This window comes from Flavobacterium sp. AED (assembly GCF_000812945.1).
Taxonomy (GTDB): Bacteria; Bacteroidota; Bacteroidia; order Flavobacteriales; family Flavobacteriaceae; genus Flavobacterium.
The window spans coordinates 77569-98558 of the sequence record NZ_JSYM01000001.1 but is presented as its reverse complement, the minus strand read 5'-3'; the positions used below and the strand labels follow the sequence as shown (position 1 = coordinate 98558).

The 20990-nt window shown below is 32.5% G+C and carries 25 protein-coding genes; 15 read left to right on the top strand and 10 right to left on the bottom strand.

Annotated features, from left to right (window positions below):
- Positions 1–112: 112 nt before the first annotated feature.
- From OA85_RS00430 to OA85_RS00365, 15 genes are all read left to right on the top strand, one after another.
- On the top strand, positions 113–880 hold the full coding sequence (locus OA85_RS00430; RefSeq protein ID WP_039109237.1) for a DUF4382 domain-containing protein: 768 nt from the start codon (positions 113–115) through the stop codon (positions 878–880).
- A 140-nt stretch (positions 881–1020) separates the two neighbouring features.
- Entirely contained in the window at positions 1021–1242 is a 222-nt protein-coding gene (locus OA85_RS00425; protein ID WP_039107332.1) for a hypothetical protein, read from the top strand.
- A 15-nt stretch (positions 1243–1257) separates the two neighbouring features.
- On the top strand, positions 1258–1650 hold the full coding sequence (locus tag OA85_RS00420) for a low affinity iron permease family protein (RefSeq protein ID WP_052257090.1): 393 nt from the start codon (positions 1258–1260) through the stop codon (positions 1648–1650).
- A gap of 201 nt (positions 1651–1851) precedes the next feature.
- A complete protein-coding gene (locus OA85_RS00415; protein ID WP_039107331.1) occupies positions 1852–2037 on the top strand; it encodes a CsbD family protein in 186 nt (61 codons plus the stop codon).
- A 164-nt stretch (positions 2038–2201) separates the two neighbouring features.
- Positions 2202–2672 carry a hypothetical protein gene (locus tag OA85_RS00410; protein WP_039107329.1) on the top strand — a complete coding sequence of 157 codons (471 nt, stop codon included), beginning with the start codon at positions 2202–2204 and terminating at the stop codon, positions 2670–2672.
- Between the two features lie 216 nt (positions 2673–2888).
- Positions 2889–3524 (top strand): porin family protein, encoded by a 636-nt coding sequence (locus OA85_RS00405; protein ID WP_039107327.1) that lies wholly within the window; start codon positions 2889–2891, stop codon positions 3522–3524.
- 147 nt (positions 3525–3671) lie between these two features.
- Positions 3672–3824: a lmo0937 family membrane protein gene (locus tag OA85_RS17275; protein ID WP_156129387.1), complete on the top strand. Its 153-nt coding sequence runs from the start codon at positions 3672–3674 to the stop codon at positions 3822–3824.
- Positions 3825–3858: 34 nt separating this feature from the next.
- A complete protein-coding gene (locus OA85_RS00400) occupies positions 3859–4137 on the top strand; it encodes a YtxH domain-containing protein (RefSeq protein WP_039107325.1) in 279 nt (92 codons plus the stop codon).
- Between the two features lie 56 nt (positions 4138–4193).
- Entirely contained in the window at positions 4194–4541 is a 348-nt protein-coding gene (locus tag OA85_RS00395) for a hypothetical protein (protein WP_039107323.1), read from the top strand.
- A gap of 1 nt (position 4542) precedes the next feature.
- Positions 4543–4881: a hypothetical protein gene (locus OA85_RS00390; RefSeq protein WP_039107321.1), complete on the top strand. Its 339-nt coding sequence runs from the start codon at positions 4543–4545 to the stop codon at positions 4879–4881.
- A gap of 97 nt (positions 4882–4978) precedes the next feature.
- The gene (locus OA85_RS00385; protein ID WP_231557050.1) at positions 4979–5989 is read left to right on the top strand and encodes a diguanylate cyclase; all 1011 of its coding nucleotides are present in this window, start codon (positions 4979–4981) and stop codon (positions 5987–5989) included.
- Positions 5990–6427: 438 nt separating this feature from the next.
- Positions 6428–8119: an Ig-like domain-containing protein gene (locus OA85_RS00380; protein WP_039107319.1), complete on the top strand. Its 1692-nt coding sequence runs from the start codon at positions 6428–6430 to the stop codon at positions 8117–8119.
- A gap of 4 nt (positions 8120–8123) precedes the next feature.
- Positions 8124–10157, top strand: a complete 2034-nt coding sequence (locus OA85_RS00375; protein ID WP_039107317.1) for an outer membrane beta-barrel protein — start codon at positions 8124–8126, stop codon at positions 10155–10157.
- 247 nt (positions 10158–10404) lie between these two features.
- Positions 10405–10884, top strand: a complete 480-nt coding sequence (locus OA85_RS00370) for a nuclear transport factor 2 family protein (protein WP_039109234.1) — start codon at positions 10405–10407, stop codon at positions 10882–10884.
- Entirely contained in the window at positions 10874–11320 is a 447-nt protein-coding gene (locus OA85_RS00365) for a DUF1572 family protein (protein WP_039107315.1), read from the top strand. The genes OA85_RS00370 and OA85_RS00365 overlap by 11 nt, the downstream gene beginning before the upstream one ends.
- Positions 11321–11425: 105 nt before the next feature.
- Here OA85_RS00365 and OA85_RS00360 read toward each other — a convergent pair whose 3' ends face one another.
- The 10 genes from OA85_RS00360 to OA85_RS00315 all read right to left on the bottom strand — a co-directional run bounded on the left by OA85_RS00360 (position 11426) and on the right by OA85_RS00315 (position 20982).
- On the bottom strand, positions 11426–12478 hold the full coding sequence (locus tag OA85_RS00360) for an o-succinylbenzoate synthase (protein WP_039107314.1): 1053 nt from the start codon (positions 12476–12478) through the stop codon (positions 11426–11428).
- 42 nt (positions 12479–12520) lie between these two features.
- A complete protein-coding gene (locus OA85_RS00355) occupies positions 12521–12877 on the bottom strand; it encodes a type II toxin-antitoxin system HigA family antitoxin (RefSeq protein WP_039107313.1) in 357 nt (118 codons plus the stop codon).
- Between the two features lie 5 nt (positions 12878–12882).
- Positions 12883–13176 carry a type II toxin-antitoxin system HigB family toxin gene (locus OA85_RS00350; protein WP_039107311.1) on the bottom strand — a complete coding sequence of 98 codons (294 nt, stop codon included), beginning with the start codon at positions 13174–13176 and terminating at the stop codon, positions 12883–12885.
- Positions 13177–13362: 186 nt separating this feature from the next.
- A complete protein-coding gene (locus OA85_RS00345; RefSeq protein WP_039107309.1) occupies positions 13363–14571 on the bottom strand; it encodes a M48 family metallopeptidase in 1209 nt (402 codons plus the stop codon).
- Between the two features lie 134 nt (positions 14572–14705).
- Positions 14706–15383, bottom strand: a complete 678-nt coding sequence (locus OA85_RS00340) for a metal-dependent hydrolase (RefSeq protein ID WP_039107307.1) — start codon at positions 15381–15383, stop codon at positions 14706–14708.
- A 33-nt stretch (positions 15384–15416) separates the two neighbouring features.
- A complete protein-coding gene (gene menA, locus OA85_RS00335; RefSeq protein ID WP_039107305.1) occupies positions 15417–16367 on the bottom strand; it encodes a 1,4-dihydroxy-2-naphthoate octaprenyltransferase in 951 nt (316 codons plus the stop codon).
- 82 nt (positions 16368–16449) lie between these two features.
- On the bottom strand, positions 16450–17964 hold the full coding sequence (locus tag OA85_RS00330; protein ID WP_039107303.1) for a PH domain-containing protein: 1515 nt from the start codon (positions 17962–17964) through the stop codon (positions 16450–16452).
- Positions 17964–18479: a PH domain-containing protein gene (locus OA85_RS00325; RefSeq protein ID WP_039107301.1), complete on the bottom strand. Its 516-nt coding sequence runs from the start codon at positions 18477–18479 to the stop codon at positions 17964–17966. Before OA85_RS00325 ends, OA85_RS00330 begins: the two co-directional genes overlap by 1 nt.
- An 85-nt stretch (positions 18480–18564) precedes the next feature.
- Positions 18565–19395 (bottom strand): 1,4-dihydroxy-2-naphthoyl-CoA synthase, encoded by an 831-nt coding sequence (locus OA85_RS00320; protein ID WP_039107299.1) that lies wholly within the window; start codon positions 19393–19395, stop codon positions 18565–18567.
- A gap of 732 nt (positions 19396–20127) precedes the next feature.
- Complete coding sequence (locus OA85_RS00315; RefSeq protein ID WP_039107297.1) at positions 20128–20982, bottom strand: S1 RNA-binding domain-containing protein; 855 nt, start codon at positions 20980–20982, stop codon at positions 20128–20130.
- Positions 20983–20990 lie beyond the last annotated feature (8 nt).

Sequence of the window (20990 nt, the reverse complement as noted above, 5' to 3'; positions counted from 1 at the left end):
TTAAAGTGAGAATAATACAAATTTAAAATAAAGTTCTATAACACTTCGTTCTAAAGGTGACAGTACCTTTACATAGTAATCAAAATATTTTTATAATTAAAAAAAAATGAAAATGAAAAAAATGAAAATTATTCTGTCTTTCATTCTACTTGGATTTTTATTGAATTCATGTAACAATGACAATACAACAGGTAGTTATCCGTACGCAGTACGAATGACTGATGCGCCAGGTCCGTATGATGAAGTAAATGTAGATATACTGGGTGTAGAAGTAACTGGCGATGCCGGACAAACAGTGACACTAAATGTACGAAAAGGAATCTATAACCTACTTGATTTTTCTAATGGAGTAAGTACGCTAATTGCCACTGATTCATTGGAAATTTCCAAAGTCGAGCAAATAAGACTTATACTAGGAACTGAAAATACGGTAAAAATTAACAACGTAAGTTATCCTTTAAGCACACCTAGCGCTGATCAAACCGGGTTAAAACTACAGGTTCACCAAACGCTTGAACAAGGCATATTGTATAGTGTCCTTCTTGATTTTGATGCTAATAAATCTATTGTTAGTACTGGTAACGGAACCTATAAATTGAAACCGGTAATTAGAACAGTTGAAGCAGCAATAAGTGGCTCAATAAAAGGAAAAGTTACTCCTGCAGGCAGTATGGCTGTAGTTACTGCTGTTGATGTTCTTACCAATTTATCCTATTCAACAAATGTAAATGCAAGTGGAGAATTTTTAGTTATGGGACTTCCTTCAGGGACATATAATGTAACTATTACTCCTGTATTGCCTTTAGCTCCAGTGACCAAAAGCACTATTGTAGTGACAACCGGTAATACAACTGATCTAGGAACTGTAATTCTTCTATAAAAGAATATCGTTTTCTAGAATGTACAATTTTATAATGAAAATTAAATTATTAGAAGCATGCTTTTATTGAGCGATACTTCTAATAGTTTAATTTTTTTAGCATTCGAAAAAAGAAGTTTAAATCAACCAAAAAAATTATCATGGAAACCAAAAAAGAGCTTAACGATGCTATTCTAAAAATTACTTTGAAAATACGAAATGAATATCCTGAACTACTGAAATATTTAGTAGAAATGCCCGTGACAATTCCTAATACAAATAGTCCAGAAATTAATATTAAAATATTGAAAGATTATTACGAATCATTGAATTCATTATTAAAGGAATTTACTCCAAATCATTCTGAAACAGCAAATAAATAAACCTGTAACTATTTTATGACAAAGATATACAGCCATTTGGAGCAACTTTTTGAAAAACTTGCTTCAACAGTAACAACAATACTTGGTAATCCTATTACATTTATTGTCGCCTTATGTTTCGTACTTTGGTGGTGGATTAATAATTTATTTACAACAAGGGATGTACATCAAATCATTGGAGATATTATTTTTGGAGTTACCTTTTTAAGTTTATTTATTATCCAAAAATCATTTAACCGATTTTCGGCTTCTTTACATTTAAAAGTAAACGAGCTGGTTTCATCTCATGAAACTGCCAGTAATGCCGTACTGAACGCTGATGTAAAAACAGAAAGAGAAATAACGGAACTTTCAAAAGAATACAACGAATTAGCTGAAAAAATAAAAGAACTAGACGCAGAAATATAATTTGTTATTTAAAAAAAAGATAAATTATTTATCGACTTCTATCACTTATTGCCCTTATTTTATTTATTTTAAAAGTATTTTTATTATTGTAAATGCGTGAATAATACAAGTCTTACCCTAAATTCTATAAGCCTTTTTAATAGCAATTACTAGACCTTTGTACTGTTATGAATATTGTTTTATAACTTAAATAAAATAAACATGAATAGTACAGAGCTAAAGGGGAATTGGGAAGAGCAAAAAGGAAAATTAAAACAAAAATTTGCAGCTTTAACTGATAATGATTTACTTTTTAAAGAAGGTATGAAAGACGAAATGATTGGGAAGCTTCAAATAAAATTAGGTAAAACCAAAGAAGAATTACTTAAAATTATTGAAAACCTGTAAATAATTGTATTATAAGATATCCTATTTATTTACAACTATTTCTCTTAAATTAATTACCTGATTAATACCATAAAATAATTCAAACTAGCGTAACTAGATTGTTCTAGTTTGAATTATAAAATGGTAAAATAAAGATCCTCACTCTACTGTTCAAAAAAAAACATATGAAAATAAGAAAAACAATTTATGCTCTTGCCCTAACAACATTTATGGCAGGATGCGTATTCGTAGGATGTCAGACTTCAACTAAAAAAGAAGATATCGCTAAAGATAAAGTAGCCGATGCTCGAGAAGATGTGCAAGATGCTAAAGAAGAATTGATGAATGCCAGAAAAGAAGCAACTGCCGAGGAGTGGAAAGCATTCAAAAATCAAACTAATATTGCAATCAATGAAAATGAAATACGAATCACTGATTTGAAAGCAAAAATGGAAAAAACCGGAAACTCAATTGATGCTTTGTACGCAAAAAAAGTGGAGGAACTGGAACAAAAAAATAAGGATATCAAATTTAAAGTTGAAACCTATAAAAACGATAAAGCCAGCGATTGGGAATCATTTAAACGAGAATACAATCATGACATGAGTGAACTGGGTCAAGCTTTAAAAGACATGACAGTTGACAATAAAAAATAACAATACAATAGATTTTAAAAGGCGAGTTTTTTAACTCGCCTTTTTTATTTCAATTATTTTTTCTCCTGTAAAAAAACTTTATATAGCTCATAATCATTACTAAAATGTGTGAATAATATAAGTTTTATGGAAAGTATTGTAACACTTTTCCCCTCTTTCGGGCTGACCTTTGTAAGACATCAGATCTACTATAAATTAAATTTAAAGAAAACAAAAATGAAAAAATCAAAAATATTAATTTGTGCTTCCCTTGTATTAAGTCTTATGACTTTTACGGGAGTTAAGGCACAACAAAACGAACCTAAATTTGGTATTAAAGGTGGCGTTAATTTCTCCAACCTCTATACTGATAATGTTGATGATAATAATGTATTGACCGGTTTTAACGTAGGTTTATTTGCCAAATTACCCGTTACCAATTTTATTTCAATTCAACCAGAAATCTCTTATACTGGAAAAGGAGCCGAACTTGTTTATAACAATGCATTAGTAAGCGGAACTGCACAGTTTAAATTAGATTATATCGAAGTACCTCTTTTATTAGTCGTAAATGTTACAAAAAATTTCAATATTCATGCGGGACCTTATGCTGCTTACTTAGTTAGTGGAAAAACTACAAACAAATCAAGCAACGGGAATTATAACTTCCAAGACAATATTAACACCGATGATTTTAATAGATTTGATGCAGGTCTTGCAGGAGGTGTTGGTCTTGATTTAGAACCTGTAAGTTTTGGCGTTCGCTACAATTATGGATTAACCAAAATTGGGAAAGATAATTCAAGCAGTAATTTCACTTCTCCAGATGCTAAAAATAGTGTCTTGAGTTTTTACGCTGCTTTTTCTTTTTAATCAAAAAAATAATAGAATAATTTTCATATTAAGTTAAAAAACACCTTTTTTATCTTATAAAATATTGTAAAACAATATATTACGATTTATTTTATTTTTAACTTTACTAATAAAATTTTAAATACTAATCATTAAAAAATAGAAATCATGAGCAATCTTCTTTACACATTAGCAGTAATATTAATCATTTTTTGGGCAATTGGATTCTTTGCATACAGTGCTGGTTCAATTATACATGTTTTACTTGTTATTGCTATAATCGCAATATTATTAAGACTTATTCAAGGGCGAAGATTATAATTAAGAATAGAAATAAATCATTAAAAAATAAATTATGAAAACAGATAAATTAGTATTAGGCGTATTAGGTGGTCTTGCAGCAGGTGCATTAATGGGTATATTATTTGCTCCGGAAAAAGGAAAGAAAACAAGAAAAAGAATCTTAAGTAAAGGCAATGATTACGCTGATGACTTAAAAGATAAATATGAAACCCTATTAGGTACTATTACCAAAAAATATGAAGGTATCTGGTTAGAAGGTCAAGATCTACTTTCAGATGGAAAAGAGAAATTAGAAAAAACTAAAAAGGAAATTCAAAAATTAGAAATCTAATTTTAAGTAGTGTATTCATTAAAATATCAAACTATTAATTCGATTAAAATTAAGTTATGGACAACTACGCAACAACAATAGAAACGCTTTTTGAAAAAGCAGAGAATTATACTAGAACAACAGCCGAATTGGTAAAGCTTAATGCAATTGACAAATCAGCAGATGTATTATCCTCTCTACTTTCCAGATTAACTGTTGCTATTGTTGTTGCAATGTTTGTTCTGTTAACTAATATTGGACTTTCTTTATGGATAGGTGAATTAATGGGAAAACCATATTTAGGTTTCTTTATCATAGGAAGTGCTTATTTCCTAATTTCGGTTATACTATACACTTTTAAGGATCAATGGATTAAAACTCCTGTCAGTAATTTCATTATCACTAAAATGCTTAAAAAAAAATAGTATGAAAAATATTAGCGAAACAGATAAGCTCAATGAAACTATTGTATTGTTAGAAAATAAACAAGCTCTAGAATTACGTTCTTTAAAACAACAGTTTGAGCTAACGTATGAAAATTTAAAACCTTTGAATATAATTAAAAGTGTTTTTAGCGAAATGACTACTTCATCTGACATAAAAGGAAATCTAATTAGTAATGCTATTGGAATGTCAACAGGTTATTTAACTAAAAAAGTTTTGTTAGGGTCAACTCATAATCCAATAAAAAGAATATTAGGAACATTATTGCAATTTGTAATTACGAATGTGGTAACAAAACATTCTGATAATATAAAATTATAACTTCAGAACTGCTCTAATTAATTTTTGAAGTAAAATCTTTTATAAGGAATATGTTTATAGCAATGTAAAAATTCTAACGGATTTAAATTGAAATAAAATGGATAAAAGGATAAAAAAGGAAGAATTAATAATAACTAATAAACAACTTGTTTTTCAAAATGAAGAAAAAGAAAAACGAGCTGCGGAACTTGCTATTGCTAATACTGAACTTGCTTATCAAAATGAAGAAAAAGAGAAGCGAGCTGCTGAATTAGTTATTGCTAATACGGAGCTTGCTTATCAAAATGAAGAAAAAGAAAAAAGAGCTGCCGAATTAATTATTGCTAATGAGGAGCTTGCATATCAAAATAAAGAAAAAGAAAAACGGGCTGCTGAATTAGTTATTGCCAATAAAGAACTGCTTTTTCAAAACGAAGAAAAAGAAAAACGGGCTGCTGAATTAGTTATTGCCAATAAAGAACTGCTTTTTCAAAATGAAGAAAAAGAAAAACGGGCTGCTGAATTAGTTATTGCCAATAAAGAACTGCTTTTTCAAAACGAAGAAAAAGAAAAACGGGCTGCTGAATTAGTTATTGCCAATAAAGAACTGCTTTTTCAAAACGAAGAAAAAGAAAAAAGAGCGATTGAATTAATTATCGCCAATAGAGAACTTGCTTTTCAAAACCTGGAAAAGGAAGAACGAGCCGAAGAACTAGACTTCGCAAACAAGAAACTCGCATTTAAAAACCAAGAAAGAAGAATCCAGACTGCAGAACTAAACATAGCTAACAGAGAGCTTATTTTTCAAAACGAAGAAAAAGAAGAAAGAGCTGCTGAGTTAATTATTGCTAATGCAGAGCTTAAAAAAGCTGAAGAATATCAAAAAGAATACATCAATGGATTAGAGAAAATGATGTTTATGACCTCCCATAAAGTCAGACAACCAGTTGCAAATATTCTAGGTTTATCTATTTTACTTGAGCAGGAAATAAATTCACCAGAAGAACTTAAAGTATCAATAAATTACATCCGACAATCTGCTTTAATTCTTGATACTTTCACAGAAGAACTAACCTTATTCATTTTCAATTTGGGTGAAAAAGGGAAAAATAAAATTAAGTGTAAATAAAATTATTTATTACAATTAATAGTATTGCAAATACCATCCCCCAATGTGTGTATTAAAAAAAGAGGGTTTGACTTTTTAATTAAAAAGTCAAACCCTCTTTTTTTAATAGCTAAAAACAAATAAAGAATTAATCTTCGAATATAGATTAGTATCAACTATTTATATTCTTCCATTCTTCAAAAGTATTTCTTCTAAAATGTATTTTGACACAACATTTTTTAGCAATTTCTAACCTTATTTTTAGAAAAAAAACATCTACCCTAACACATATTCAACACATTTAAAAACATAAAAAATTAACTATCAATTAATTAATTAAAATATTAACATTTTGAATATGTGAATTTCACAAGTTATACTTCTAATTGTATAATACTTAAAGTCTAGAACAAACCAACCTTTGTCGTATAAAATACTTAATCCCCTAAATCAAAAAAAATGAAAGCTAAAAATTTAATGTTAACCTTTGCAATACTATTTATTGCATTAATTTCTGGTTGCGCAAATGACGATTTCCAAGAAATCGAAGGTGTTTGCCCAGTTGTCTTATCGACAAGTCCTGATAATGGTGCAATTAACATTGCTCTAGACAAAACCATCACAGTAGTTTTCAACGAAGAGATGAATGCGGCAACTTTTAACCAATCCTCTTTTACTTTGCAAGGATCTGCTTTAGTTGCAGGAACTGTTTCACTAAACGGTGACACTGCTTCGTTTATTCCTACAAGTCCACTTACTCCTAACACAACTTATACAGGAAGAATTAAAACATCTGTTAAGGACTTAATGGGCAATGCTTTACAAGTTGATTACGTTTGGACATTTAGTACTGGTTCAACAGTTACGCCAATGGTAATTGCTACTGATCCATTAAATAATGCCACTAATGTATTCCTTAATAAAATTATCACTGCTGATTTTAACATGGCAATGAATCAGGCAACAATTAATGGGACAACTTTTACATTAAAACAAGGGACAACACCAGTAGCAGGAACAGTTTCATACATTGGGACAACTGCTTATTTTTCTCCTACTACTCCATTAACAGCCAATACAGTATATACTGGAACTATTACTACAGGAGCTAAAAATGTACAAGGAACATCATTAACTAATAATTTTACATGGACATTTACTACTGGATCTGTTACGGCTCCTAAAGTAACCGCTACTGACCCAGCAGATAATGCTACAAGTATTGCTGTTAATAAAATTATTACGGCTAACTTTAGTACAGCAATGGATCCTTTGACTATAAATGCTACCACATTTACTTTAAAAAATGGTACCACAATAGTGCCGGGAGTTGTTTCTTATTCAGGTACAACACTATCTTTTAATCCTACAAGTAATCTTTTAGCGGGAACTACCTACACTGCTACAATTAACACAGGAGCAAAGAATCTAGCTGGCATGTCATTAGCTAACGATTATGTTTGGAACTTTAGTACTAATTCAACTTTAATCGGAAATACCGTAAATCTTGGATCAGCAGAAAGATTTGGAATTTTATCAGGAGTTGGAGTTAGCAATAACGCTGGTTTTAGTGTAATTAATAACATGGATGTGGGTATAAGCCCAGGTGTTCGTTCTTCAATTACAGGATTTCCTCCTGCAATTATAGTGAATGGTGCAATTTACGCTTCTGACGATATTGCCCCTGCTGGTGTAGCAGCTATGTTAACTCAAGCGAAACTAGATTTAACTAATGCCTATCTTTTTGCTGAGGGAGCTTCTTATAGCGCACCTATAACGGTATCAGGTGATCAAGGAGGAAAAACACTTGTTGCGGGTATTTATAAATCAACTTCTACACTTTTAGTACAATCAGGTGATTTAACACTTAGCGGTAGTGCTACAGACGTTTGGATTTTTCAAGTAGCATCTGCTTTTACCACTATTGGTGGGGCTGGTGGAAATATAAAACTTACCGGCGGAGCTCTTGCTAAAAATGTCTTTTGGCAAACTGGAAGCTCTGCAACTATTGGAGATTATACTTCATTTGTAGGTAATATATTAGCCCTACAATCTATAACAATGGGATCACATTCAACCGCTCAAGGTAGAATGCTTGCCAGAAATGGAGCTGTAGTAATGACTCACACAAACATAATCACTAAGCCGTAAAAAGATGAAAACTAAAACTAATTTTAAAATAGGATCATGCATTGCATGGTCCTCTAATAAACTGACTATTAAAAGTATTGCAATAATTGCATTGGGATGGTTAAGTGTTCAAACTCCTGTTCAATCACAAGAAACGCAAGTAATCAAGTACACAAAACCTTCTTGGTATTTTGGAGTTGCTGGTGGCGCCAATTTTAATTTTTATCGTGGCTCAACTCAACAATTGAATGCTGATTTTACCTCCCCAGCTGCGTTCCATAACGGAAATGGTGTGGGACTTTTCATAGCACCGCTTTTAGAATATCGCCCTGCTGATTCCAGATGGGGTGTAATGCTTCAAGCTGGATATGATAATCGTAAAGGATCTTTTGACCAAATTGTTACTCCATGTGACTGTCCGGCAGATTTATCTACAAACGTAAGTTATATTACTGTGGAACCAAGTTTACGCTTTGCTCCTTTTAAATCTAATTTTTATCTTTATGGGGGGCCACGTTTGGCTTTCAACATGGATAAATCATTTACCTATCAATTAGGAATCAATCCCACATATCCGGATCAAGCAGCCAGTCCTGCAGTAACAGGAGATTTAAGTGATGTCAAAAAAACTATTTTTTCAATGCAAATTGGAGCTGGTTATGATATTCCTCTTTCTTCTGATACGAATAAGACACAATTTGTATTGTCTCCTTTTGTTGCTTTTCAGCCTTATTTTGGTCAAAATCCACGTTCAACAGAAACATGGAATATAACAACTCTTAGAGCCGGTATAGCACTAAAAATGGGACAAGGACATAATATCCAAGAATCAACTGATATGTTGAAGGATCATGAAGTTCAGTTTTCTGTAAACTCACCCAGTAATGTTGCTGGTGATCGCAGAATGACTGAAATATTCCCACTTAGAAACTATGTATTCTTTAATATTGGATCAACTGAAATCCCAAATCGTTATGTTCTATTGACTAAAGATCAGGTTAAAGATTTCAAAGAAGACCAATTGGAAGTTTTTGCTCCAAAAAACTTGTCAGACCGTTCTAAAAGACAAATGATTGTTTATTATAATGTTTTAAACATCCTTGGAGATCGTATGCAAAAAAATCCTTCATCGACAATTACTTTGGTCGGTTCATCAGAGAAAGGTCCTGAAGATGGTCTTGCAATGTCAGAATCAATCAAAATCTATTTAGTAAATACATTTGCAATAAATCCATCTAGGATAACTACTAAAGGTCAAAACAAACCGAATATCCCATCAGAACAACCAGGTGGAACACTTGAATTGGAATTACTACGTGAAGGAGATCGCAGAGTTTCTATCGAAAGTACTTCCCCAGATTTGTTGATGGAATTTCAAAGTGGTCCTGATGCACAATTAAAACCTGTGCAAATTGCTCCTTTGCAAGAAGCGCCAGCTGAAAGCTATGTTACTTTCAGTAATAAAGGAGCTAATGAAGCTTTGTCTACATGGTCATTACAAATAACTGATGAACAAGGAAAAGTACAGGCTTTTGGACCTTATACACAAGAAGAAGTGAGTATTCCTGGAAAATCAATTTTAGGTAGCCGTCCAGAAGGTGATTACACTGTGAAAATGATTGGTCAAACTAAAAGTGGTAAAATTGTAGAGAAGGAAACTCCGGTACACATGGTACTTTGGACTCCGGCAAAAATGGAAGAAGGTACAAGATATAGCATTATTTATGAATTTAATAAATCTAAAGCGATAACTATCTATGAAAAATACCTTACTGAAGTGATAACACCAAAAATTCCTGTTGGAGCAACAGTTATTATTCATGGTCATACTGATATTATTGGTGAAGAAGTCCACAATCAAGATTTATCTTTAGCTCGTGCTAATGATGTGAAAAGCATAATCGAAAGTGGTTTATCTAAATCTGGTAGAAACGATGTGAAATTTGAAGTACTTGGATATGGTGAGGACGAAAATAAATCTCCTTTTGAAAACAAAAATCCAGAAGAGCGTTTTTACAATCGTACCGTAATAATCGATATTATCCCAGCAGCTAAATAAGGCATAGGAATAAAGAATATGATTTTTATAAATTACAAAAAGAGGATAGACTTTTAAGTTTCTATCCTCTTTTTTTTTGTTTAATTTTTTAAATTCTTAATAAAGACAACTCGATGAATAGCAACTAATTTACGTGTATCAAAGCATCAAATTAGAAATAAATGACATTCATTTTTTTTACATTACTATTTAAAACTGAAATTTTAACAAAAAAATCATTATTTTTACTAATCACTTTATGTTAATTATGACTGCAAACGAGAAAATCCTTACCAAGTTCTATACTGCTTTTGCAAATGCTGACGCCGCAACAATGTGTCAATGTTACCATCCAGATATTCAGTTTCGGGATCCCGTATTTGGTCTCTTAAAAGGAAATGATGTATGCCAAATGTGGAAAATGCTCATAGAAAGCAGCAAAGGAAATATAAAAATTGAATTCTCAGATGTAAAAGCCAACGAATATACTGGTGCCGCTCAATGGATAGCGACCTATACTTTTAGCAAAACCAATAGAAAAGTTGTAAATATTATTCAGGCTCAATTTCAGTTTAAAGAGGGGTTCATCATCAAACATTCTGATTATTTTGATATTTGGAAATGGTCCAAACAAGCATTAGGAACTAACGGATATTTATTGGGTTGGACTGGATTTTTTCAAAATAAAATACACCAACAAGCATTATTATCATTGAAGAAATATAAAAAAACCAACCATGCTAATTGAAACTTTAAAATCGTTATTCGATAGAGATTTAAATAAATTAAAATCGGAGATTGAGTTATACCAAAATGAAAGTGAAATTTGGCACATACAAAAAGGTATCGCTAATTCCGCCGGTAATCTATGCTTGCATTTAATAGGAAATCTTAATACGTATATTGGAGCAGAATTTGGAAAGACAGGCTATATTAGAAAAAGACCACTTGAATTTTCGCTTAAGAATGTCCCAAGAGCAGAATTAATAAACAAAATTGAAGAAACCATTGTTATCGTTAACAATGCCCTTAATAACGTATCAGAAGAAGAATTAAAAAAAGAATACCCTCTTTTAGTTTTTGAAACTAAGACTTCAACTGAATTTATGCTGATACATTTGACTACTCACCTTGCTTATCATCTAGGTCAAATCAATTACCACAGGCGTTTATTAGCTATTTAATAAAATTAGGTAAAAAATAAAATCTTATTTAGTCAATAACAACTTTAAGATTTCAGTGTACCATAAATTCAAATATAGAACCGTTTCTATTACAATTTTTATTTTCTAAAAATCTAAAAATTCATTAAAATCAAACTCCCAATTACCTTCATTTTTGTACCATAATTGTCCTTGTAAAACTTCGAGTGGACAGTCAAAATTATTGGTATACAATGCTCCGGTTCCTAATCCTTGAGGCATGGAATTATCCTGTAAAAAGGTCCATTGTGCTATCGCATTTAGTCCAATATTACTCTCCAATGCTGAGGTAATCCACCAGCCAATTTTATGCTTTTCAGCCAATGAAATCCATTCCTGCGTGCCTCGAAAACCACCTACAAAACTAGGCTTCAAAATAATGTATTGCGGTTTGATTTTCTGTAATAATTGCTCTTTTTCTTCCAATGCAAACACGCCAATCAACTCTTCATCCAAAGCAATAGGGAAAGGAGTGAATTTACACAGCTCTGCCATCCTGTCAGTGCGGTTTTTTTGTATCGGCTGTTCAATGCTATGTAATTTAAATTCATATAGTTGCATTAATTTATCTAAAGCTAAATTTTCATCAAAAGCACCGTTCGCATCCACACGAATTTCGACTTGCTCCGGAGTAAAATGTTCCCGAATAAAACGCAATAATTGCAGTTCTTTATCGAAATCTATGGCTCCTATTTTAAGTTTAATACATCGAAAACCCTGAGCTAATTTTTCCTCGATTTGTTGCTTCATAAACGACTCCTCACCCATCCAAACCAAGCCGTTAATCAGTATTGATTTTGCCCCATTTGTAAAGCCCGAAGGAAAGAGCAAAAAAGGAGTTTCACTCACTAAAGATTGGAAAGCCATTTCGACTCCAAACTGGATCGAAGGAAAGGCTAATAATGCTTCCCAAAGCCAATCTTGTCCAAGGTGAACATTATCGCAAGTCCATTGTAATTTTTCTTCATAATCCGGCCTATCATCAATACTCAATCCGCGAAGAATTCCGCATTCTCCAATTCCTTTTTTACCGTCTTGTTCCAGGACGATAAACCAAGTTTCTTTTTCAGTCATTACACCACGGGAAGTTCCTGACGGGCGTTTGAAATTAAGAATGTATTTGTGGTACGTTGCTTTCAAAAAAATTATGAATTACGAGTTAATATAAACTTAATCAACAATTTAATACGTTTGAATTAAAACGTCTGTAGGAATGTTTAATCGCTCATGCAGTTGACGGATCATTTCCAAGGAAAGTTTTCGTTTGCGATTTAGAATTTCACTTGCTCGGCTTTTTAAACCAACAATATTGGCCAAATCATTTTGATTATACCCCATTTGTTCCATTCTGAATTTGATGGCCTCAATTGGGTCCGGCATACCAATAGGAAAATGTTCATTCTCATATTTGTCAATTAAAATACCAAGCACTTCCAATTCGTCTCCTTCAGGCGAACCAATTTTAGCATCAAAAATAAATTCAAGTCTTTGAAGAGCTTGATTATAATCATTTTCTGTTTTTATAGGTTTAATTTCCATTGTAATTAAATTTCGTTGGCGTCAATTTTATCATACTCTGCATGCGTTCCAATAAATCGGATCCAAACTATTTGATAATCAAAATTTATTTTAACTATTAATCGGTAATTATTTCCTTTGATATTGAACACAAATCGATTGTTATTTAAAATACTTGCACTTGGATATTCCTTTTTTATCTCGTTGGGATTTTTCCATTCGGATTTGCTTGTTTCCTGAAACCAAGACTTTAATTGCTGTTCGCAATCTGCATGAGCTAACCAAAAATCTCTCAATATTTTTTTTGCAATTACTCTCAAAGCTTATTTATTTTACAAAGATAATAAAAAGTTCCCATTTTGGGAATTATTTTTTTTTTTAAAATTTAAAATCAACTAATTTATTTTTAATTGAAACTTAAATGTTCTTACATCTCTTATATGGTTAAACAAATCAATCTCTACTTAGCATATAATTAAGTAAACATAAAGTTTTAAAATTTCAATCTATTTCTCCATCAATTTTAAAACTCTTTCAAAATCATCATTTTTAATACCAGCTTTTTTGAAAGTCTCAAAATCTTGTTTTACTTTTTCAGTCCAACCCAAACTATCCGTTACGTTTTGAGATTGGTATTCTTTGTAAATAGCTTTCGCTGATGAATAGTTATTATTCAATAAATACGCATGCGCCAAATTCAGCTTTATCAATAACTCCGAATCATCGAGCTTCTCGCCTTCTTTTAGGAATTTAATCGCTTTGCCATATTGCTTGGTTAGAATATAACTGTTTCCAATTGCATTATAATCTAAAGCAGTTGCCTTATTGTTATTAATTATCGCATTCAATTTAGCTATTGCAGCTCCATAAAGGCCTTGTTTCGCTAAATCTGATGCCTGTTTGCGCAAACCATTATAAACTACATTAGAAGCGCCCGTTTCATTGAAACAGCTATTTCCAAAATCCTTAAAAGCTTTAGAACGTTCTATTGCCAATAATTTTTGGAACTCCTTGAACTTGTATTTGGATTGTATTTTATCGAGAATACAAACGCAAAAATCATCTGAATTGGTCATTTTTTGAGCCATATTCGATGTTTTACATTGCTCAATGATTGCTTTTCTGTTCTCAAGCGTCCAACCACGACTGAGTTTATTATCGACCCATGGCACAACTTCCAGAATGATTTTTTGATTCATAATCCAGTTTTTACTTTCGAAACCAAACCATAAATTTCCTGAATTAGATTTCATACAAGCCGATTTCTCTGTAGAAAGTCGTTTGGCATCTTTACTAACCGGCGTATCCTGAACCAAACAAGCGTCATCCGTTTTTCCGTTTTCTTTGTATTTTGCAGCTAAATCGCTGCTTGAAAAAATGGCATACTTACATTTATCATCCCCTGATATTTTAGATACGATAAAAACTGCTCCCGCTGAACCTTGACTGATTCCTGTTGGGTCCGGAATGGCTTTTAAAACCGAAACCAAGCTACCCGCCATTTGCTGATTTTTATCCAAAAGTGTTATTCTATAAACTACTTCGGTTGTTCCTTCTGGGAAATCTTGGGTTTTAATAATTATTCTGTCTCTTGCGGAAACTGTAATTTCTTCCGTTGTAGCGCGAGCTTTGTCCCAATAGCCGTCTTTTTGAGAAAAAACAGATTGAAATGAAATAATTGATAATACTATTAAAGCTATTTTTTGAATGTTCATTTTCTTGATTAACGTTTTTTAGCCCAGATTGAAACGGCATCCTTTCCTTATCTCGTTTTTTTTTAAACGAGATAAGGAAAGATACAGTGGAAAGCTGGATTAGCTCCTAATTCTTCTTTTTACAGTAATGAAATTTACAATTCGATTGAACCTCCTATTTCTAACAGCATCAAATCTTTTCCTTTATCGAAGAATTTACGAATAGCAGCTTCATGATCGATTTCGATATAACCAAAAGTATCGTAATGATACCCAAGAATTTTATCGCAATCCAAGAAATCAGAAGCAACAATAGCATCTTCTACATCCATGGTGAAATTATCGCCTATCGGCAGAATCGCTAAATCTAATTTGGTGCGCATAGGAATTAGTTTCATGTCCATGGTAAGCGCCGTATCACCAGCGATGTAGATGTTTTTATGTTCACCTTCGATGACAAAACCGCCTGGATTTCCCCCATAACTGCCGTCAGGAAAAGAACTGGAATGAATGGCATTTACATATTTCAGTTTCCCAAAGTCAAAATTCCAGCTACCACCATGATTCATAGGATGCGCCTGAAAGCCCTTTGCTCCATAATGACCTGCAATTTCAGCATTAGAAACAATTACCGCATTGGTTCTTTTTGCAATTGCTTCGACATCCAGAATATGATCTCCGTGTGCATGCGTTATCAAAATATAATCGGCTTTTAAGGTGTCAATATCAATATGAGCCGCTTTTGGATTAGCAGAAATATAAGGATCTACAATGATGTGTTTGCCACCAACTTCTATACCCAATGAGGCGTGACCGTAAAATGTTATTTTCATTTGAATTAAATTTTAAAATAGACTAATTTGAGTTTAATAATTATTCACGATCAAATCCGAGAAGAAGAAAATCATACATAACGCCAGCAACACCGAAAGTGCAAAAGTACTTAGCGCTAGTTTTTTTAATTCGGGATCTAATTCCTTAGGGTTGTTGTTTTTATAAACGGTAATTAAATGTTTAGTTAAAGGGATGTAAGCCAGTAAAAACAAATATTGGTCAAAGTGAAAATCATCTAAAATAGCAAAAATCAATACCAAAACCATTGCGGTTACAATCAGAAAATAATGATATATTTTAGCTTTAGCTCCACCAATTTTTACAACAATGGTATTTTTATTTGATTTTCTATCTGAAGCTTCGTCACGCATATTGTTTAGATTCAAAACACCAACGCTCAATAATCCAATTGCTATTGCAGGTAAAAACAATTCAAAATCCAGTTGTTTTGAATATAAAAAATTCACTCCCAATGTACTTACCAACCCAAAAAAAACAAAGACAAAAACATCGCCAAATCCTCGGTAGCCGTAAGCCGTATTTCCAACCGTATAACGAATGGCAGACACAATAGACAAAATACCTAAAACCAAATAGAATAAGGAATACCACAAATTAGTATCCTTAAAGGCATAATAAATCAACAGCATCGCTGAAAGTAACGTCAATGCAGATGTGATGATAATAGCGCGCTTCATGGCTTCAGGAGTAATCACACCGCTTTGTATGGCGCGTTTTGGACCTATTCTGTCCTCATTATCCGTTCCTTTCATCCCATCACCATAATCATTGGCAAAATTAGAGAGTATTTGCAACCCAAGTGTGGTCAATATGGCAAAGCCAAAAAGGCGCCAATTGAAAACTTCCGTTGGGGTTAATACAGCATCCGTTGGGTGCGCCAAAGCATACATGCTTCCAACAATTATTCCAGATACAGATAATGGTAATGTTCGTAAACGCGCGGCTTCAATCCAATGTTTCATTTTTTTTATTTAAAAGTTTGAAGTTAAAAACTTAAGGTTTGTCGTAAAATCAACTTTAAACCTTAAACTTTAACCATTTTATTTACATCCAATTACTATCAGACGTTTCTATTTCGTACAACCAAAGGTTGACATATTGTTTAATTTTTATATAATCTCCCAACTGAAAAGCGATATTTCCTCCAGCGGTGTGTAACGTTATAGAACCTATATTCAGGTTTTTATGCCAAAAAAGTTGCGATGTCGTGACCGCTTGAATTTTACTCGGCTCAATAATTTCATTACTAATATCCCATGCACCACTTTGTTTAATAATAAAATGATCATTGATAAAAAGACGGTTATTTCTATATTTAAAAAACTGAATTATCCCAACAAATACAACATAGAAAACAGCCAAGATATCCAAAGTAGGAAATTGGGAAACTACCTCATCCCTCAAAAAATAAAACCCAAGCAAAGGTAATCCAATTGTAAGAAATATAGAAAATCCAAGCTTCCGAAAATTAGGTTTTAACACCACTCCTTTTTCAGGGATTTTATCAAATAGTAATTTCAAAATTTCATTCTGTTCGAATTCGTTGCAACCTGGAATTTCAATCGCAGCTTTTCGTTCTTCTTTCTCTCCGCTGGTCGCCTGTTTGATTTTCATTTCAAGTATATTCATTTTCTTTTGAAAGTAATTACTGGAAACAGATACAATTTGAACTTTTTCAGGTTTGATAATCGTACTTTTTGTATTCAACAACCCAAAGGAAAGCAACAAGGAACCCGTTTGTTTTGTAATTCTAAAGTCAAAATACCTAAAAACCATTCTAAAGACATTCATAACCAGAATCACACTAAAAAGAAGAAGGATCATTATTGGAACCATTTCTAACATGGCATTTTCCTTTAAATAGGAATCAATTTTAGATTCATCGATGGTCGATTCACCAAAAACACGTTTTACATTATCATAAAACGTAATGGAGAACGCCAACAAAATAAAGAAACTCTTCACATAATTAGTTGAAATCCCAACTTTTAACAAACTCAAAAAACTAATTTTTATAAACGGCGATACTTCTTTACCAATTGTATCCTCTTGTATTTCTGCATCAATTTCATCCGAAACTACTATTGTTTTGTTCGTTTCATTTTCTAACAAATGCGCTTTTAACGCTAAAGCTAAATCATGCGAAATGGCTTTGATTGCTACTTCCGTTTTAGCAGTTCCGGCAGTATCTACATCAAGCGTATGCACTCCTATAATTTTTTGAATAAAGGACTGCTTAATCGTTACTTGCTGGATTTTATTGAGTTGAATCGTTATTTTTGTTTTGTTTAAAATACCTTCTGTAATAACAAATTCCTGATTTTTTTCATCCAGAAAGAAAGTGAAATTTAAATATTTAAGATAGGCAATAATACCAAAAACCAACAAAACGCCCAATACCCCAAGTATCAAATACAAAGGATTGAATTCTTTAAATTTAAAAATCCAAACGACTAATATTGGCCAAAGTGCTTTACCAAAATGACGAATGGTATCAAAAAAAAGTACCAAAATACCAACAATAGACTGTCTTTGCGGTTGACTAAAATCAGCCCGCATCACAGTTGTTTTTGTATTTTACCCATCAAGAGTTGTTTGATATTTTCGGCCTGTTCTTTCTCAATTCCCGGAATTTCAATATCACTCGAACTACCTCCAGCAGTGAAAATTTCAATTTTAGCCAATCCAAAGTAACGTGAAACCATTCCTTCATGCAAAGCTACGTGTTGTATTCTATTATAAGGAATTACAATAGTATTAGTAGCAATGATTCCATATCTAAAGAGAACATCATGTTCTCTGAAAGCAAATCCTTTTTTCTTGAAACTTAGGTATGAAAAGAAAACAAAAATCAGGATAAAGAGTCCAAAAGCGCTACTAATTTCTAATTGATACGCTACTAATTCCTCAATCTTTAACAGCGCAAATCCCAGACCAATTGTCATCAACACAAACACAATAAACGAATTAATCAAAATCACTTTCCAGTAGGATTTTTTCAAACTTAAAAAAGGTACTTCTTCAAATTTAGGAAGCTGTGTGATATCTATAGTTTCGTTTCTGAAGTTTTCCATTTATAAAATTTAGTTTAAAGTTTAAGTTTTAAAAAGTTTAAAGTTATTGGTAAAAACAAATTTAAACTTTAAGCATCAAACTTTTTTATGGTAACCATTTCTTTTCAAAATTTGGTTTTCTTTTTTCCAAAAATGCATTTCTGCCTTCTTTGGCTTCTTCAGTCATATACGCCAAACGTGTGGCTTCACCAGCAAAAACCTGCTGCCCCACCATTCCATCATCCGTAAGGTTCATAGCGAATTTTAGCATTTTTATAGCCATTGGTGATTTACCTAATATTTCTTGGGCCCATTCGTAAGCAGTATCTTCAAGTTCATCATGCGGAATCACGGCATTAACCATTCCCATATCCATAGCGTCTTGAGCTGAATAATTACGTCCAAGGAAGAAAATCTCACGCGCTTTTTTCTGTCCTACCATTTTAGCCAAATACGCAGAACCATATCCACCATCAAAACTTGTTACATCAGCATCCGTTTGCTTGAAAATTGCGTGTTCTTTACTTGCCAAAGTCAAATCGCAAACAACGTGCAAACTGTGTCCGCCACCTACTGCCCAACCTGGAACTACGGCGATAACAACTTTAGGCATGAATCGGATTAATCGTTGTACTTCCAAAATATTCAAACGATGCTGTCCATCCTCTCCCACATACCCTTGATGACCACGTGCATTTTGATCCCCACCGCTACAAAAAGAATATACTCCATCTTTAGACGAAGGTCCTTCGGCAGACAGTAAAACCACTCCTATCGAAGTATCTTCCTGCGCATCATAAAATGCATTGTACAATTCAGAAGTTGTTTTTGGTCGGAAAGCATTGCGCACATCCGGTCTGTTGAAAGCTATTCTGGCAACGCCATTGCATTTCTTATAGGTTATGTCCTCGTATTCTTTGACAGTGATCCAATCCATTACAATTGATTTAAATTATTTCAGTGTAAAATTAAATCATTTTTTACATTTTATCTATTCTATTTTAGAGAAGCTTGTGGTAATCTTTCTCTGATTAAACAAACAAAAATGTTAAAAAACGAAAAAAAAACAGAATATTAACAGACCGCAATTAAAATTATCCCTAATTTTAAATATTGCTAATCAGGAGAATATAACTTGATTAGTTTGATTAAGTCACTGATTTATTAACCTAAAAAATGTTTTTTTGAATACAATTAAAAATTTTGTCGCTCCTTTTTCGATGGTAATAAATTATAATACGATTTCTAAAACCAAGATAAGTGAGCTAATGAGAAGGTCATTTGCCCCAATAGTAAAAAATAAAGAGTAACACCTACGGTTAAAAATAAAGATTTGCATTCCCGCTCAACAAATAAGTTGTGCATTAATAAAATAATTATTTTCAGGAAATTAATCTTTTAATATATACAAAACCAATGGCTTTAATGTGAAATTGATTCTTAGCTTCTAAGCAAGTGTTTGGACATTTAAAGACAAACCATTTAAAAAAGTAATTTGCGCTTAAGTCAATATTATTAAAGTAGTATTAAGGATACTATTAGTTATAAAAGCGAATAAATATACTTTTAGAATGAAATTAAAATTATTTTATTGCTGATAGAATTTAATATTCTAAAACAGAATTAAAAAGAGAAAGACTAACCGTTTTCGATTAGTCTTTCTTTTTTTTTATTCCTTAATCAAGTAAATTCCGTCTTCCTTGATTTCGATTAATTTCTCCCTGTACAAAGCACCAATGGCTTTCTTGAAGGTTTTCTTACTCATTTTCAAAACCGTTTTAATGTCTTCCGGATGTGAATTGTCTGTTAAACGCAAGAAACCTCTACTGGCTCTTAATTCATCCAGAATTTTCTCTGCATTCGGCTCTATACTTTGATATCCTTGAACTTGCAATGCCACATCAATTTTATTGTCCGGACGTATCGTTTTAATATAGCCTCTCATGCGGTCTCCCGTACGAATTGCATCATCATAGACTTCATCTTTGTACAACAAACCTTTGTGTTTTTCGTTGATGATAACGTTAATTCCTAATTCAGTGATATGGGAAACGATTAAATCAACCTCTTCTCCTTTTTCAACTGTAAGGTGGTCATTTTTTAAAAACTGATTCAATTTACTTGAAGCTACCAAACGATTGGTTTTTTCATCCATATAAAGATACACCAAGTAGCGTTTTCCTTTTTCCATAGGACGCGCTTGCTCTTTGAACGGAACCAAAATATCCTTTTCCATTCCCCAATCCATAAAAGCACCAATCTGATTGGTATAATTCACACGCAAAAGTGCAAATTCATTCAATAAAATATAAGGTTCTAATGTTGTGGCAACGGGTCTTTCTTCGTGATCCAAATACACAAAAACGATAAGCTCCTCGCCTATTTCAAATTCGTTTGGAACGTATTTGTTAGGCAAAAGAATATCATGTATTCCTTCCGGATCTTTTTCTGGATTTCCCAGAAACAAACCCACTTTGGTATCGCGTAAAATGGTAAGCGTATTGTATTTTCCTATTTCAATCATTTTCTTTC